This window comes from Agromyces sp. Leaf222 (assembly GCF_001421565.1).
Taxonomy (GTDB): domain Bacteria; phylum Actinomycetota; class Actinomycetes; order Actinomycetales; family Microbacteriaceae; genus Agromyces.
This window is the reverse complement of record NZ_LMKQ01000002.1, coordinates 191,324-205,284: the sequence shown is the minus strand read 5'-3', so window position 1 is coordinate 205,284 and position 13,961 is coordinate 191,324. Positions and strand designations below refer to the sequence as shown.

Sequence of the window (13,961 nt, the reverse complement as noted above, 5' to 3'; positions counted from 1 at the left end):
CCACAGCGGAGGCCCTCGCGCGCAACGCATCCACGGGGGAAGAACTAGCGTTGAACTCGCTCTCCCTACGACCCTTCAGGAGCCGACGATGACCAACGAGATCCAACTGATCAACGACGGTGACGGCGTGGCTCTCATCGGCGATCCAGGGGTCATCGACAAGTTCCTCTCCGCTGAGGGCCTCGCCTCGAAGGAGCTCGGACTCCCGCGGCTCGGTGCCGCTCTGAGCAGCGGAAGTGGTGTCCTGCAGGCGGGCTCCGAAATCGCCGCGCACTCCGGCCAATGGGTGAAGCTGACCGAGAAGTCAGCGCAAGCGCTGAAAGCCCAGACCCTCATGAGGGGGTCCAACCCGTCTGTCAGCCGTGCGGTGCTGACGAAAAACGGCAAGATCACCGGTCTACTGGAAATCGTGAAGACTCCGGGGGCGATGCTGACCAATCCGGCCATCCTCGCAGGGGCCGGTGGCATCATGGCGCAGCTCGCCATGCAACAGGCTATGGACGAGATCACCGAATACCTCGCCAAGATCGACGAAAAGCTGGACGATGTCCTTCGCGCCCAGAAGGATGCGGTGCTCGCAGACATGATCGGGGTGGGCTTCATGATCGACGAGGCCATGACCGTGCGGGCACAGGTCGGCCGCGTGTCCGACGTCACGTGGTCGAAGGTTCAGGGCACATCGATGACGATCGCTCGAACGCAGGCGTATGCACTGCGTGCCCTCGATGCGTTCGCCGAGAAGCTGGAGCGCAAGTCCAAGGTCGGAGACCTCGCAGAAGTCGCCAAGGGAGCCGAGTCCCAAGTGCAGGAGTGGCTCGGCGTGCTGGCTCGATGCTTCCAACTCCAGGATGCGATCGCGGTCCTTGAACTCGATCGGATGCTCAGCGCAGCACCGCAGGAATTGGACGAGCACCGCATCGGCCTTCAGACGGCCCGTCGGAACCGACGGGACCTCATCGCGCGGAGCACTGCCCGCCTCATCGAACGTATGAACGCGGCCGCCGGTATGGCCAACACGAAGGTACTGCTCCATCCGATCGCGTCGGGTGAAGTAGTTCGTTCCAGCAACCTCGTCACGAACTCCATCGGCGAGTTTCACGGACTGCTCGGAATCGAAGCAGGCGGAGCGTCCTTGGACGCGAAACGGTGGCGAGAAGCCGCCGTCGACGCAAAGGACAAGGCGATCGAGACGGGCACCCAGGGTGTGGATGCCACCGTGCGATTCGGAAATGAGACGCTCGTTCTGGCCAAGTCGGTGAGCGGCAAGGTCTCGACCGTTGGAGTTGACGGCCTCGACGCCACCATGCGCTTCGGCAATGAGAGCGTCGATCGCGCCAAGTCGATGGCGAGCAAGATGACCGGCGGGTTCGCTGAGCGTGGACTCCGTCGCCGCGGACGCGAGGATGCCCGTGCGGAGCCTACCGACGGTGCCAACGACTAGAAATCGCCTGAATGCAAGGCCGCACGACCCTTACTCGAGATCCGGCGCGTCACGACCGAACGCGCGCAGCCGCACCTCGCTGCTGCCGTAGATCGACCCACCGGCCACCACCGCCGGTCGCCATCGATGACGAGGGCGGTCGAGGTAGTGGCGTCAGCCCGGCACGGCGCCGCGCCGGTCCGCGGCGCCCCTCGGCGTCCGGGCAGTGGCGAGCATCATGCCGAAGCCGTCACGCTCATGCGCTGGGAGAGGCATCGCCAAACCCTCCAAACGCTCTGTCCAAGCCAACAGTGCCAGACTGATCGGACCTGCGACGGGAGCAGTTGGAACGAAGGAGCACGATGTTCGAAACGTTCTGGTCGGACCTGCTTGTCGCGGTCATCGGTGCGGTCTTGACCGTCGCGATCGCCTTCGGGACGTACCGGCTGCAGTTGCGCCAACGAGAACGTGGCTCGGTCCGCCACATCGCGAATCAGCTCGCGCACCGTCGAGCATTCGTGTTCGCGAACCCTGTTCGCGTCGATACAAGTAATCCTGAGGTCAAACGTGACTTCGACACGTGCCGAGGGTCGGTAAAGAGCGCTCGCGATCGCGTGGTCGAGTCGAACCGCGATGTGCGGCCCGGGTCGAAAGTTCAGGAACAACTCGATGCGATGGGGGTCTCGATGAACAGGTTCCTCAGCCGAAGCAGCCGGGATCCCGACGGCTATTGTCTTCTCCTGAATGATCTCGTAGCGGAACTCGCCTCAACGACCGCCACCCTCTCGAAGCTCACGAGACAGGATCTTCCATTGCCGGGCAGCCGAGGATAGGAAATCGCGTTCAGTTCACGCGCTCTGAACGGCGACGTGACGGCGACCCAGGGCCGCTTACGCTCTGCGTCGAAGAGTCCGCGCGCGAGCTCGGTGACGGCGGAACCGGTGTCCACCCGGGTACACACGTCATCGAATATCCCTCCTACCGACCAAAATGCGGGGGCATTGCGGTGAACGCAGCGGCATCCGCCGACCTCAGATGTCACTGTGGAAGCGGCGCCTCCCGCCAAGCGAGGGTGCCCCACCACAACGACGAAAGCAGGAAGTGGGCGATCTCGGGCGGGGTCACGGCCTCCGGATCACCCCGCACGAGGGTGAGCGCCCAGGTGTCGCCTTGGATGCAGAAGACCGGTTCGGTCGCGTCGGCCAGTGCGATGCTGACGAGTTCGGTGGAAGGCCGCCCCGATACGACATCGATGAAGTACTCCTCGACGAGATCATCGGCCTCGTCGGAATCCGCGTATTTGACACCCTGCGCCCGCCGCGGTGCATCCGATCCGTCCGACACCACCCGGTGCCCTATCGAATCGAGGTAATCGTGGTTCCTCAGGTAGTCGATGACCTGGTCGGCATCGGCGCCGGGGGGCAGGCTTGCGAGTCGGGTGGCATCGACCACTCCCTGGCGCACGAGCGACATGAGAATCGCGTTCGTGCGACTCGAGTGCTCTGCTCGGTCGAGGTGCGACCCCAGCCTTTGCGTCGCGTGCCAGATGCCCCGCGGAATGACGTCGAGCCGGGGGTCCTCGATCTTCCCGCGAACGAAATGCTCGAGGATCTCGGCGACGGCGTCCGGCAGAGCGGGTGAAGGTCCGAACTCTGCTTCGACGCAGGCCGTCACAACGTGCACACGTTCCGTGCTGCTCATCATTCGGCCGTCGTCACCGGTCTAGGCCGAGCAGGTAGGACGTGACATTCGCCCAGGTCTCATAAGGCGGCACACCGAACTGCAACCACTCGCCCTCGAACTCGGAGGCGCCACGCGCAGATCGATCGTCGATGAGATAGTCGCCGCGGTTCAGGTGCTTGTGGTGCGACAGGATCAGGCGCTTGTAGGCCGGGCCCGAGGCATCCGTCGCCAGGTGCTGCTGCACCCAGAGCAGCTTGTCACTCCACGCGGACGGGTTGTTCCACGGTGCCGTCGAGAGGATGTAGACGTCGTACGCCGTAGACAGGTCGTGGAACGCATCAACCGCACCTGGCATCGGGTCCATCAACGCGAAGATGCCGGGGATGTCGTCGAGGTCAGGCTGGGCCGAGTCTCGATCGAGCGGCGGGTCGAGTCGAGGCAGTGCCGACCTGAAGTCGACGAGCGTGTTGTCGAGGTCGATGTAGACGATCTTCTTGGTCATGCTGAGTCCTCTTCGTTCGGCTTCCGGCCGGATGCGGCGATCGAGATCGAATGGAGCAATGACGGATCGCTCGTCGTGGTTCGGGCGATTGCCGCCTGAGCTCTGGATGAGCTGAACGAGTTCCGGAGCCCCTCGGTGCTACTGGTCGTACTGGCGCGGGCGACGCAAGACATCGCTCACCTCCGCGGCAACGCCTGAACCCTTGCAATGCTCACCACCGCGCCCGTGATCGACGATTCGCCCCACCTTCATCTTCACTGCGACCATACGGCCGCACTTCTTGCACGTCACCTTGGGCAAAGCTCAGGCCTCCTCGATACGTACAACGGCAGCCCGCCCTCATCGACGCCCCCGCTTCTCATACGGCTCACCCTTCACCCGGCCCGACGGGCCTCACGGCGTCCTGATCGTGAGTCATCCCATGAAGGTAGAACTTCAAGGTCGTCGGATGCCAATAAATCCTCGCCGAGACCCCAGCAATGGGGGGGCTCGGCATCGGGAATCGCAGCCGCGATTCGCTCGTCGACGTCGCCGCATCGAACCCGACCGGATACGAACGGCCGGCACCGCCATAGACGTCGAGGCGGTCGGGCAACAGGCGACTGAGCTCGCGAGTCAGGTCGCCGGTCTCGATGGCGAAGACACGGCTGACATCGCCGACTTCAGCGACGAGGTCGGCGACGTTGAGTTCGGGTTCACGCGCACCGAACGCCGACGTCACGACGACCCACGGTCGATCGCGGGCGGGGTCGAAGAGACCACGCGCGAGTTCGGTGACGGCGGACGCGGTGTCCACTCGGGAGTGCGTCATCGAGGTGCCTCTCCTTCCGGCCAAGGTGCGGGGGCGTTGAGCAGACGGTAGTCGGTGCCGCCGACATGGGGCGCGCTACCGCAGACACTCGTAGCACCACGCGGCCGACGGTCACGGAGGGCCGCGCGGCGCTCGTCGAGCGCGACGATGCGTGCGCGGATCGTCACGAGCAGGGCCGCGACCCTGCGCCGGTGGTGGGCCTCGATCAGGCCGTCGACTTCGAGGGCTCGAGCCCGCACGGCGAGGTCCCGCGTCTTCGTGACGGTGTCGCGGCGCCACGCCTGGTACTGGTCGTCACCGCGACCGGCGAGCCGCTCGAAGCGGTCGTCGATGAGCGCGAGCCGCAGCTCGAGGGCGTTGATGTCGTCGAGCAGGCGCGCTCGGTCGGCATTGCGCGCCGCCGTGGAGAAGCCGAGGTTGATCGCTGCGCGGGTCGCGCGGGCCGCGCCGATCGTGGTCGCCGCGAGGTGAGAGTCCGAACCCATGAAGTGTCCTTGCCGACTCCAGCCGATGGCCGAAGATCACGACGCTAGATGCGACCACCGACATCGGTGCGAGGGCGCGTCGAGAGGGACCTGACCCCCGGAGTGGGGGTCAGCGGCGTGACGCCCAGCAACGGCGCGGATGTCGCAGCCGCGACGCCGCTCGAAACGTGATCTCTCGCCAGCGAGCGGCATCCGGTGTCACTCGTCATCGCTAGCTTTCAGGAGGCTCCCAGTCGGGAGCCACTCCACGCTCAGCAGCATCACAGCTCTTCGCACTCACCGTTCCACCGAGAGGCCGGCTCATGTCAGATCCCACCAATCCCCCCAGTCCTCCGGCGCAGCCGCCGGCGCCCCCGCAGCCGTACGGTGCCGCGCCGACCCCGCCGCCGCCCGCCGCGCCCGCGCCCTACGGCAGCGCGCCGTACGGCGCAGCGCCTCAGGCATACGCGCCGCCCGCGGCATCCGTGGGTCAGAAGTCGTTCATCGCGACGTGGCTGTTCGCCTGGCTCCTCGGATTCTGGGGCGTCGACCGCTTCTACCTCGGCAAGGTCGGCACGGGCATCGCGAAGCTCCTCACGCTCGGCGGGCTCGGCGTGTGGGTGCTCGTCGACCTGATCCTCGTGCTCGCGGGCGCCCAGCGCGACATCCGCGGTCAGCGCCTCGAGGGCTACGACCAGCACAAGAAGGCCGCCTGGATCGTCACCGGCGCGGTCATCGCCCTCGGCATCGTGATCAACATCATCAGCGGCGCGACGGCGGGGGCACGCCTGGCATCGGATGTCGCAGACGCGCCGACTGCGGTCGTCGTAGGGGCGGATGTCGCAGCCGACGCCGAGACGACCGAAGCCGAGGCATCGGCCGAGCCCGTCGCGACGGCGCAGACCTGGGCCGATGAGGCGTTCGGCACCTTCACTCCCGTCACGCAGACGGGTGCGGGCGACACGCTGATCACGCTGCCCGCCGCGGCCGGCATCGTCACCGCCACCCACGACGGATCGGCGAACTTCGCGATCAGCGTGCTCGACGCCGCCAACGGCTCGACCGGCGAGCTGCCCGTCAACACCATCGGTGCGTACTCGGGCACGACGGCCTACGGGTTCAACTCCTACTCGGAGCCCGCCACCCTGGAGGTCATGGCCGACGGCAACTGGTCGATCACGATCTCGCCCGTCTCGTCGGCGCCCATGCTCGCCTCGTCGGGAACCGGCGACGCGGTGTTCCTCTACGACGGCGGGGCCGCGGGCCTGACCGCGACCCATTCCGGTTCGGCGAACTTCGTCATCATCGAAGACACCGCCGACGCCTTCAGCATGGGCCTGCTCGTCAACGAGATCGGCGCCTACTCGGGCACCGTGCCGCTGAGCGCCGGCCCGTCGGCGATCTCGGTGCAGGCCGACGGCTCGTGGACGCTGGCGGTGGGCTGATGGAGACCGCACCCATCCTCGCCTGGACCCTGCAGACCGAGATCACCGTGCCCGCCGACGTGCAGAGCCTGCTCGTCGAGGGCGAGCAGGCCGTCGCGTCGTTCAAGACGTTCCGCGATTCCGCGACGTTCACCACGAAGCGGCTGATCGTGCGTGACGCGCAGGGCATCACCGGCAAGAAAGTGGAGATCACGTCGCTCCCGTACAGCTCGATCCACATGTGGTCGAGCGAGAACGCCGGAGGCGTGCTCGACCGCGACGCCGAGATCGAGCTCTGGACGAAGGCCGGGCACATCAAGGTGAAGCTCAAGCGGGGTGCCGACATCCGGCGCATCGACAGCCTGCTCGCGTGGGCGGTGCTGCAGCACTGACGCGGCGGGCGTGCCATGGCCGCGGGTGCGAGCGAACCTGCTCGTGCCCGCGGCATCCGCCTATCCCACGCGGTGGGAAGCCCTAGTCGCCGTCGATCCCCCCGCCGATGTCGCCCGCCTCGGCTGCCGACGGCTCGCTCTCCGCGGCCGCCTCGGCGGTCGACGTGTCGAGCGACCCTCCTGCGCGCAGGTTGGCCGCTTCCATCGCCCGCTCGATCGCGAGATCCACATCCGACCCGAGTTCGTCTCGATCGCTCATCGGCACGTCCCCTCTCCGACGCCCACCCTAGGTTCGGATGCGCTCGAGCGTCCAGCATCAGGGGGCGCGGCAGGACGAGCGGATGCCGCGGCATCCGCTCGTCGTTTCGCAGCTCGCACAGCGGCGCATGACTACGCGCCCATGAACGACCAGATCAGGCAGAGCCCGCCTGAGACCACGAAGATCACCCACGACGGATGACGCCACCGCGTGTAGACGATCGGCAGCAGGGCGCAGAGCAGCAGCATGCCGCCGATGGAGCCCACGATCGCCTGCGGCGACGCGTCGAAGCCGAAGAGCACGAGGGCGACGCCGATCGCGATCGCCAGCAGCGAGGTGACGTGCCACGCGAAGCGGATCGTTCCGGCGGCGACGGCGCGGCCGCCCTTCATGGGCGGCAGTTCATCACGCTCGAGCAGCCACCCGACGACGTACCGCTCGCCCAGGATCGAGTGACCGATTCCGAGCAGGACCATGAGCACACCGGCGATCAGGAGCATAGACACGAGGGTAGCGACTCGGACGCCGTGCGCATGGTCGGCCAGCAGGCGCGTGCGCACCGAGCCGCGCCGTGGCGAGCGGCGCGATCAGGCCCACGACATGGGGCGCGACCGCGACTCGGCACGGTTCTGTGCGCGGAGCACGTCGAGATCTCGGCGTGCCAGCTGCACGGATTCGTTCGCCACGGATGCGACCCGTCGCGCCATCGCGAGCACCCGGTCTCCGTGGCGCTGATCGGACGCCGCCACTGTGCTCGTCGCCGCACTGCCGAGGCAGAAGCCGAGATCGATGCGGGTGCGCTCGGCCTCGGCTAGTCGCGTCAGGGCCTCATCGCCGATGCATCCCGGGTGGGCGGTCACAGTGTCACGGGCGATGCCGAGCTTGCGGTCGGCGTCCTGAATCGCGCGCTGCAGGAGGCTCGCGGGCGACATCGTGCGCCTCGAGCGGGTCTCGCGCTCGCGGACCGCAGTCATCGCGGCATCCAGTGCCGATCGCGCTGCGCGCAGTCGGTTCAGGTGGGCTTGCGCGTCGGTGTCGGCATCGGCGCTGCCGCTGACGCCGGCGTCGACTGGTGGGAGGATGACGAGCCGGTCGACCGTGTCACGAGCGGTCAGGATGCCGGAGCGCTCGCGCGCGACATCCGCTCGGATCTCCACGACGACCACCCCAGCCCGCCGTGACCGCGCGACCCGGTCGGCGAGGGTCGAAGTCAGCGCCCCGAGCACGTGCTCGGCCCATTCGCACAACCGCAGGATGAGCACGTAACGCGCCCGCACCTCGTCGGGCGTTCCGGGCATCGCGTCGTGGTTGACCCGGTTCAGTCGGAACGCGTCAGTCAGGTGCCGGCGCACCGCGGCGATCACCGTGGCCGCTGCCTCGGTCGACTCGGCACCCAGCTCGGCCTCGGCGAAGTCGAGCTCTTCGGATGCGGTTCGGACGCCCTCGTCGGCGGCGAGCAGCGCGGATGCAGCCCGTTTCGCCAGCTCGGCGTCATGGGCTTGGAGTTCGTGCGCATCGTGCCTGCGCTTGACCAAGAACCCGGCCATGCGTCGATCCTAGGTTCGCAACTGCGCGGGCGCCATGGTGGAGAGCACTCCTCAACACGATCCCGGCGAGCCGGCGACCTCACACCGACGATGGATCCCGGGCCGCGAACGATCCGCGGCTGTACGTTCGACGAGTCGATCGACCAATGCATGCGTAATGCATGCATCGCTGCTAGCTTGGAGGAATGCCGGTGAACATCACGATCCGTGCCGTACCCGACGAGGTGCGCGATGAACTCGCCGCGCGCGCCAGGCGCTCCGGTCGCTCGCTCCAGGAGTACCTGACCGCCACCCTGACCCGCATCGCCAGCACGCCCTCGCCCGACGACGCGCTCGCCCGGATCCAGGAACACGCTCGGGCGTACCCGGCAATATCGACCACCGACATCCTCGACGCCCGTGCCGAGGATCGGCGCTGAGATTGCCGGTCGCTCCCGAACGCATCGTCATCGACGCGTCGTCGATGTGCGCGTTGTTGATATCCGCCGACGCGCCCGAACATGCGGGCGTGCGAGGTGCGCAACTCCTCGCGCCGAGCGTGCTCCCCTACGAAGTGGCGAACGTGCTGCGACGGCTCTCGAGCGCCGGGCGACTCGCAGACGCCCACGCCGACCAGGCGTTCACCGATTACCTCGACCTCGCGGTCGAACTCTGGGACTGGGCGCTCCTCGGCGAGCGCACCTGGCGCCTTCGGCACAACCTGTCGAGCTACGACGCCGCATACGTCGCCCTGGCCGAACTCACCGACGCAACGCTGCTCACACGCGACGCGCGCCTGGCCCGTGCACCGGGCATCCAGTGCCGAGTCGTCGTGTTCGACTGAACGGCCGGCCCTGCAGTCCAACGGGCTCGCAACCATGACGGATGCCGCGGCGTCTGATGAGTGCCGCGCCGCGGGGTCTCGATACGCTTCGCTACTCGACCGGCGAGGTCAGTCGAACATGCCGTCGAGGACGCTGCCGATGACGAGGCCGCCGAGGATGCCGCCCATGAGGTCGTTGCCGCCGCCGCCGCGGCGACCGCCGCCACCCCATCCACCGCCCCACTGGTCGGGGCCCTGCTGCGGGCGTGACTGGTCGATGTCGCGCTGGGCGAGCTGGAGGGCCTCACCCGCGAGGTAGGCGACGCGGCGGGCCATCGACATGGCCTGTTCGCGGTGGTCTTCGTCGATGACGCTGAGCGTGGCCGCCGGCGCGCCGAGGAAGCGGTCGAGGTCGATGCGGACACGCTCGGCCTCAGCCAGGCGGGTGCGGGCGTCGGCGCCGATCCATCCGCGGTGGCCGGCGATGACGTCGCGGGCGACCGCGAACTGCCGGTCGGCGTCGTCGATGGCGTGGTGCACGTGCTCGATCGGCGGGATCGGGCGCGCGGCGCGCTCGCGGGCGGCGGCGATGGCGGCATCCAGCCCCGCATTCGCCTCGCGCAGGCGGCCGAGCTGCGAGAACGGGTCGGTGTTGACGCCGGCGGGCGGAAGGGCGGCCAGGGCAGCCCGCAGCTCGGACATCGCGGCGGTGACGACGGGTGTCTGCGGCTCGGTGAGCGCGACGGTGAGGTCGCCGCGGGAATCCTCGACGATCGCGGCGAGCGTGGCCTCGGCCCGCAGCGCCTCGACCTCGAAGGTCTCGACGGCTTCGAGCAGGGTGCCTGCGCGCCGCACGGATTCGGTCGCGGCCTCGAGTGCGAGGTTGGCCTGCTCGCGCTGCCCGGCCTCGCGCCGGCGCTCGGCCACGCCCGCGCTGTGCTCGGCGAATCCGAGGAGCTGGTCGGCCTCACGGGGGTTGGACTCGACCCGGGCCATCGCCTCGGGGGCGTAGCGGGCGGCGAGGCGTTCGATGGTCTCGCGCGCCTGGGGAACGAGGGCGCGCAAGCGCGCGGCATCCGCTCGCACCGAGGCGATGATCTCGGGGGCGCGGCGTGCGCGCTCGATGGTCGCTGACAGCGCCGACATCCGCTCGTCGAGCAGGTCTTCGGCCCACTCGCACAGCTGCACGATGCGGGCGTTGCGCGTGCGGAGCTCTTCGGCGGTGTCGGGGATCTCGTCGTGGTTCAGCTGGTTCAGCCGGAACGCCTCGCCCAGGTGCTCCTTCACCGCGACGAGCGCGGTGGCGAGGTCGGTGGTCGCATCGCGCCCGAGCTCGGCCTCGGCGAAGACGAGCTCGTCGGCGGTGACGCGCACGCGCTCGTCGGCGGCGACCAGCGCGATCTTCGCCCGCTGCGCGAGGGTCGCGTCTTGCGCCGCGAGTTCAGCTGTCTCACGCTTGCGTTTGCCCCAGAATCCGGCCATAGGTTCGATCCTAGGGGCGGGGATGCGAGGCGGCTGAAGGCCCTACTCCGCGGCGACCGGGATCATCAGCGACTGGCCATCGAGATCAATGGTCACCGTTTCGAGAGACGCTCCGGAAGGCGTAGGTCGAAACCGTATGGGTGCCGGCGGACATGCGCCTCTCGACGACCGCCGAGTCGGTGCATCCGCTCAGCGAACGATGCAACTTTGCAACTTTGCAACTTTGCAACAGGCTTCCAGAGAGGGCACCGAACGCGCTCGCGGAGCCCCGGGCGCGCCGCCATCCGGGCGAGGAGATCGACGCTGATATCTCTGACCCGTAATATCGACGATCCGCGATATCATGAGAGCGTGATTCTGGCCGCTGAACTCATCCAAGACGCACGACGCCGGAGCGGACTGACGCAGGCGGAGCTCGCTCGCCGCGCCGGGCTCACGCAGAGCGTCATCAGTGCGTACGAGAACGGCCATCGCGACCCGTCGTTCACCACGCTGCAGCGAGTGATCTCCGCGACGGGATTCATGCTCGAGCCGATGCTCGTCCCTCGGCCGAAGCGTTCTGCGCTGGCGGAGGTGCGGTCGCATGCGGCCGACCTGAGGGCGGCCCTCTCGCCCCTCGGTGCCCTCGACATCCGCATCTTCGGCAGCGTCGCCCGTGGCGATGAGACCGACGAGAGCGACGTCGATCTGCTCGTCGAACTCGCATCCGACGTGGGCGTGTTCAACCTGCTGCGCATGCAGGAGGCGGCCGAGCAACTTCTCGGGCGGTCGGTCGACATCGTCCCATCCACTGGAATCAAGCCCGACGCGGTCGAACGCATCACGCACGAAGCGGTCCCGCTGTGAGTCGCACCGAGCGGGATCGCCTCGAAGACATCGCCGTCGCGTGCGGGGTCATCAGCGAGTACATCACTCGCACGGATATCGACGAACCGATCGTGTTCGATGCGATCCGCGTGCGGCTGATCGAGATCGGCGAGGCGGTCAAGGACCTCAGCACGGAGACGATCGCGAGCGAGCCGGAGATCCCATGGGCGATGATCGCCCGTATGCGCGATCTTCTGGTGCACCGCTATTTCGACACGACGCACGCGATCATCACGACAACCGCGCGCGACGACGTGCCGCGCCTTGGGGCTGCGGTCAGACGTCTGCGTTCGAAGACGATGTGACGCATGTTGAGCGGCGAGGCGCGGATCAGTCCGCGCGTCCGGTGGCCTCGTCGCGCCGGGCGAGCAGGTGGGCGCGCACGGCCTCGTCGTCGGTGAGTTCGGCGGCACGGGCGAAGGCGTCGGATGCCTCGGACGCGCGGCCTGCGCGAGCGAGGAGGTCGGCGCGGGCTGCCCACCAGGGCTGGAACGTCGATGCGTCGGCCTCGGGCGGGAGCGCGGCGAGTCCTGCTTCGGGGCCATCGACACGACCGATCACCGCGGCGAGCGCGACCCTCGCGCCGAGGCTCGGGGCGACGCCGTTCAGCGCGAGGTAGAGGGTGCGCAGCGCCGCCCAGTCGGTGGCGCCCGTGCGGCGGCGGTCGCAGTGCACGGCCTCGATCGCGGCCTCGAGCTGGAAGCGGCCCGGCGGTCGCCCCGGCGCGGAGGCGCGGCGGAGGTACTCCCCGCCCTCGGCGATCAGCGCGGCATCCCACGCCGTCGGGTCCTGCTCGTCGAGCGGGATGAACGGGCGCGATGCGGCCGCGGGCGCGCCGGCGCCGGCCTCGTGGTCGACCCGCGACCCGCGCCGCGCGAGCGACAGCGTCACGAGCGACGCGAGTCCCCACGCCTCCGTCTCGTGCTCGAGCAGGGCGGCGAGGGTCACCGCGAGGTACTGCGCCTCGCCGGCCATCGAGTCGGGGGCGTCGGCGGGAGCGCGCCACGTGATGGCGTGGCATCCGTAGACCGCCTCGAGCACGGGGGGCAGGCGCTCGGGCATCGCGCGGCGGTCGGGCACCGCGAACGGGATGCGCGCATCGCGGATGCGGCGCTTCGCCCGCACGAGCCGCTGCGCCATCGCGGCGGGCGGCACCGCGAACGCCGTGGCGATCTGCGCGGACTCGAATCCGAGCACGACCTGCAGCATGAGCGGCGTGCGCACGGCGGCGTCGATCGCCGGGTGGGCGCACACGAACAGCAGCTCGAGCCGCTTGTCGCCGATCGCGAACGGGTCGAGGTCGGCCAGCGGATCGACGGATGCCGCACCCGCCGACGCGACGGCATCCGGCCGCGCACGGGGCGCAACATCCGACCCTGCGGGCCCGGCGTTCGAGCGTTGCGCGCCGGCGTCGTCATCGAGCGGCGCGGTGTGCCGGCGCTCGGCCGACTTCCACGCGTCGCGCTGGCGATTGCGAGCCACGGTCAACAGCCACCCCTCGGGATTGTCGGGCACACCAGCATCCGGCCACGTCTTGAGCGCCTGCTCGAAGGCGCCGGCGAGGGCGTCCTCGGCGAGCGCGAGGTCACCGGTCGACGCCGCGAGCAGCGCGATCAGCCGGCCGTACGACACGCGGGCCGCCAGTTCGACGGATGCCGCGGCCGCCGCCGGATCGGGTGTCCCGGCCGCCCGTGCGTCGTCGGCGTCGGCGTCGCCGGCCTCGGCGTTCACCCGTTGGCGGTCCACACGCCGTCGACCGTGTGGACGGCACCCGGGCGCACCTCGACACCACCCGCGCCGTAGTCCATCGACGGCGCCTGCTTCGCCCACTCGATCGCGGTGTCGAGGTCGGGCACGTCGATCACGAACGTGCCGCCGAGCTGGTCCTTCGTGTCGGCGAAGGGGCCGTCCTGCACCTGGACGGTGCCGCCGTCGGCGCGCAGGGTCGTCGTGCTCGACGACGGTTGCAGCACCTCGGCGCCCAGCAGCACTCCCGCCGAGTGCAGGGTCGCCGCGTACGCCGCGAACGCCTCCTGACCCTCGGCGAGCGCCTCGGGGCCGAGGTCGTCGGCCGTCATCTCGGGATAGTGCAGCAGCAGCGTGTAACGCATCTGATCCTCCTTCGGCCCGATCCAGCGACAGGGTACTCGCGCACCGGCGTCGCCGCCCGGGTCATCTCTCGTCGTCACTCCCGTGGGAGTCGGCCGGATGTCGGCCTCAGCCGTTTGCGGCCTTCACAGTGATGACGACCGAGCGCGGGGTCGATCGACCGTCGCTTCCCCTTCGGGTCTCCGCTCGCCGATTCGCG

The 13,961-nt window shown here is 68.8% G+C and carries 18 protein-coding genes; 8 read left to right on the top strand and 10 right to left on the bottom strand.

Going from position 1 to position 13,961, the window contains the following annotated elements:
- Positions 1-88 precede the first annotated feature (88 nt).
- Both ASE68_RS15945 and ASE68_RS20330 read left to right on the top strand, forming a co-directional pair.
- Complete coding sequence (locus ASE68_RS15945) at positions 89-1,441, top strand: hypothetical protein (protein ID WP_055861940.1); 1,353 nt, start codon at positions 89-91, stop codon at positions 1,439-1,441.
- A gap of 341 nt (positions 1,442-1,782) precedes the next feature.
- Positions 1,783-2,253, top strand: a complete 471-nt coding sequence (locus tag ASE68_RS20330) for a hypothetical protein (RefSeq protein ID WP_157421724.1) — start codon at positions 1,783-1,785, stop codon at positions 2,251-2,253.
- A 205-nt stretch (positions 2,254-2,458) separates the two neighbouring features.
- Here the strand turns inward: ASE68_RS20330 and ASE68_RS15940 are convergent, their stop codons facing one another.
- From ASE68_RS15940 to ASE68_RS15925, 4 genes are all read right to left on the bottom strand, one after another.
- Positions 2,459-3,124, bottom strand: coding sequence for a hypothetical protein (locus tag ASE68_RS15940; protein WP_055861937.1), 666 nt, complete (start codon positions 3,122-3,124; stop codon positions 2,459-2,461).
- A 10-nt stretch (positions 3,125-3,134) separates the two neighbouring features.
- Positions 3,135-3,605 carry a hypothetical protein gene (locus ASE68_RS15935; protein ID WP_055861934.1) on the bottom strand — a complete coding sequence of 157 codons (471 nt, stop codon included), beginning with the start codon at positions 3,603-3,605 and terminating at the stop codon, positions 3,135-3,137.
- 367 nt (positions 3,606-3,972) lie between these two features.
- Positions 3,973-4,401 carry a hypothetical protein gene (locus ASE68_RS15930; protein WP_055861923.1) on the bottom strand — a complete coding sequence of 143 codons (429 nt, stop codon included), beginning with the start codon at positions 4,399-4,401 and terminating at the stop codon, positions 3,973-3,975.
- A gap of 11 nt (positions 4,402-4,412) precedes the next feature.
- Positions 4,413-4,901, bottom strand: coding sequence for a hypothetical protein (locus ASE68_RS15925; protein ID WP_055861920.1), 489 nt, complete (start codon positions 4,899-4,901; stop codon positions 4,413-4,415).
- Positions 4,902-5,203: 302 nt separating this feature from the next.
- Here ASE68_RS15925 and ASE68_RS15920 point away from each other — a divergent pair, with 302 nt between their 5' ends.
- Both ASE68_RS15920 and ASE68_RS15915 read left to right on the top strand, forming a co-directional pair.
- Entirely contained in the window at positions 5,204-6,325 is a 1,122-nt protein-coding gene (locus tag ASE68_RS15920) for a TM2 domain-containing protein (RefSeq protein WP_082462419.1), read from the top strand.
- A complete protein-coding gene (locus ASE68_RS15915; protein ID WP_055861913.1) occupies positions 6,325-6,696 on the top strand; it encodes a PH domain-containing protein in 372 nt (123 codons plus the stop codon). Before ASE68_RS15920 ends, ASE68_RS15915 begins: the two co-directional genes overlap by 1 nt.
- Before the next feature lie 82 nt (positions 6,697-6,778).
- Here ASE68_RS15915 and ASE68_RS20325 read toward each other — a convergent pair whose 3' ends face one another.
- From ASE68_RS20325 to ASE68_RS15905, 3 genes are all read right to left on the bottom strand, one after another.
- Positions 6,779-6,955 carry a hypothetical protein gene (locus ASE68_RS20325; protein WP_157421723.1) on the bottom strand — a complete coding sequence of 59 codons (177 nt, stop codon included), beginning with the start codon at positions 6,953-6,955 and terminating at the stop codon, positions 6,779-6,781.
- Positions 6,956-7,086: 131 nt separating this feature from the next.
- Positions 7,087-7,455 (bottom strand): hypothetical protein, encoded by a 369-nt coding sequence (locus tag ASE68_RS15910; protein WP_055861909.1) that lies wholly within the window; start codon positions 7,453-7,455, stop codon positions 7,087-7,089.
- A gap of 87 nt (positions 7,456-7,542) precedes the next feature.
- Positions 7,543-8,502 carry a hypothetical protein gene (locus tag ASE68_RS15905; protein ID WP_055861906.1) on the bottom strand — a complete coding sequence of 320 codons (960 nt, stop codon included), beginning with the start codon at positions 8,500-8,502 and terminating at the stop codon, positions 7,543-7,545.
- Positions 8,503-8,687: 185 nt separating this feature from the next.
- On the opposite strand from ASE68_RS15905, the gene ASE68_RS15900 reads away from it, so the two are divergent.
- Both ASE68_RS15900 and ASE68_RS15895 read left to right on the top strand, forming a co-directional pair.
- Positions 8,688-8,921 carry a hypothetical protein gene (locus ASE68_RS15900; RefSeq protein WP_055861903.1) on the top strand — a complete coding sequence of 78 codons (234 nt, stop codon included), beginning with the start codon at positions 8,688-8,690 and terminating at the stop codon, positions 8,919-8,921.
- Between the two features lie 2 nt (positions 8,922-8,923).
- Entirely contained in the window at positions 8,924-9,325 is a 402-nt protein-coding gene (locus ASE68_RS15895) for a type II toxin-antitoxin system VapC family toxin (protein ID WP_200921769.1), read from the top strand.
- Between the two features lie 108 nt (positions 9,326-9,433).
- On the opposite strand, the gene ASE68_RS15890 is transcribed toward ASE68_RS15895, so the two are convergent.
- Positions 9,434-10,786 carry a hypothetical protein gene (locus ASE68_RS15890; RefSeq protein ID WP_055861900.1) on the bottom strand — a complete coding sequence of 451 codons (1,353 nt, stop codon included), beginning with the start codon at positions 10,784-10,786 and terminating at the stop codon, positions 9,434-9,436.
- A gap of 351 nt (positions 10,787-11,137) precedes the next feature.
- Here ASE68_RS15890 and ASE68_RS20780 point away from each other — a divergent pair, with 351 nt between their 5' ends.
- Both ASE68_RS20780 and ASE68_RS15880 read left to right on the top strand, forming a co-directional pair.
- Positions 11,138-11,632, top strand: a complete 495-nt coding sequence (locus ASE68_RS20780; protein ID WP_055861897.1) for a helix-turn-helix domain-containing protein — start codon at positions 11,138-11,140, stop codon at positions 11,630-11,632.
- A complete protein-coding gene (locus ASE68_RS15880; RefSeq protein ID WP_055861894.1) occupies positions 11,629-11,958 on the top strand; it encodes a DUF86 domain-containing protein in 330 nt (109 codons plus the stop codon). The genes ASE68_RS20780 and ASE68_RS15880 overlap by 4 nt, the downstream gene beginning before the upstream one ends.
- A gap of 25 nt (positions 11,959-11,983) precedes the next feature.
- On the opposite strand, the gene ASE68_RS15875 is transcribed toward ASE68_RS15880, so the two are convergent.
- On the bottom strand, positions 11,984-13,384 hold the full coding sequence (locus tag ASE68_RS15875) for an RNA polymerase sigma factor (protein ID WP_200921767.1): 1,401 nt from the start codon (positions 13,382-13,384) through the stop codon (positions 11,984-11,986).
- A complete protein-coding gene (locus ASE68_RS15870) occupies positions 13,381-13,764 on the bottom strand; it encodes a YciI family protein (RefSeq protein WP_055861891.1) in 384 nt (127 codons plus the stop codon). The genes ASE68_RS15875 and ASE68_RS15870 overlap by 4 nt, the downstream gene beginning before the upstream one ends.
- Positions 13,765-13,961: the final 197 nt, after the last annotated feature.

Bases quoted from the DNA above. Each gene is read 5' to 3' on its own strand.
- ASE68_RS15870 (WP_055861891.1), bottom strand. From the start codon at position 13,764: ATGCGTTACACGCTGCTGCTGCACTATCCCGAGATGACGGCCGACGAC.
- ASE68_RS15890 (WP_055861900.1), bottom strand. From the start codon at position 10,786: ATGGCCGGATTCTGGGGCAAACGCAAGCGTGAGACAGCTGAACTCGCG.
- ASE68_RS15935 (WP_055861934.1), bottom strand. From the start codon at position 3,605: ATGACCAAGAAGATCGTCTACATCGACCTCGACAACACGCTCGTCGAC.
- ASE68_RS20325 (WP_157421723.1), bottom strand. From the start codon at position 6,955: ATGAGCGATCGAGACGAACTCGGGTCGGATGTGGATCTCGCGATCGAG.
- ASE68_RS15945 (WP_055861940.1), top strand. From the start codon at position 89: ATGACCAACGAGATCCAACTGATCAACGACGGTGACGGCGTGGCTCTC.
- ASE68_RS15925 (WP_055861920.1), bottom strand. From the start codon at position 4,901: ATGGGTTCGGACTCTCACCTCGCGGCGACCACGATCGGCGCGGCCCGC.
- ASE68_RS15905 (WP_055861906.1), bottom strand. From the start codon at position 8,502: ATGGCCGGGTTCTTGGTCAAGCGCAGGCACGATGCGCACGAACTCCAA.
- ASE68_RS15915 (WP_055861913.1), top strand. From the start codon at position 6,325: ATGGAGACCGCACCCATCCTCGCCTGGACCCTGCAGACCGAGATCACC.
- ASE68_RS15940 (WP_055861937.1), bottom strand. From the start codon at position 3,124: ATGATGAGCAGCACGGAACGTGTGCACGTTGTGACGGCCTGCGTCGAA.
- ASE68_RS15910 (WP_055861909.1), bottom strand. From the start codon at position 7,455: ATGCTCCTGATCGCCGGTGTGCTCATGGTCCTGCTCGGAATCGGTCAC.
- ASE68_RS15920 (WP_082462419.1), top strand. From the start codon at position 5,204: ATGTCAGATCCCACCAATCCCCCCAGTCCTCCGGCGCAGCCGCCGGCG.
- ASE68_RS15900 (WP_055861903.1), top strand. From the start codon at position 8,688: ATGCCGGTGAACATCACGATCCGTGCCGTACCCGACGAGGTGCGCGAT.
- ASE68_RS20330 (WP_157421724.1), top strand. From the start codon at position 1,783: ATGTTCGAAACGTTCTGGTCGGACCTGCTTGTCGCGGTCATCGGTGCG.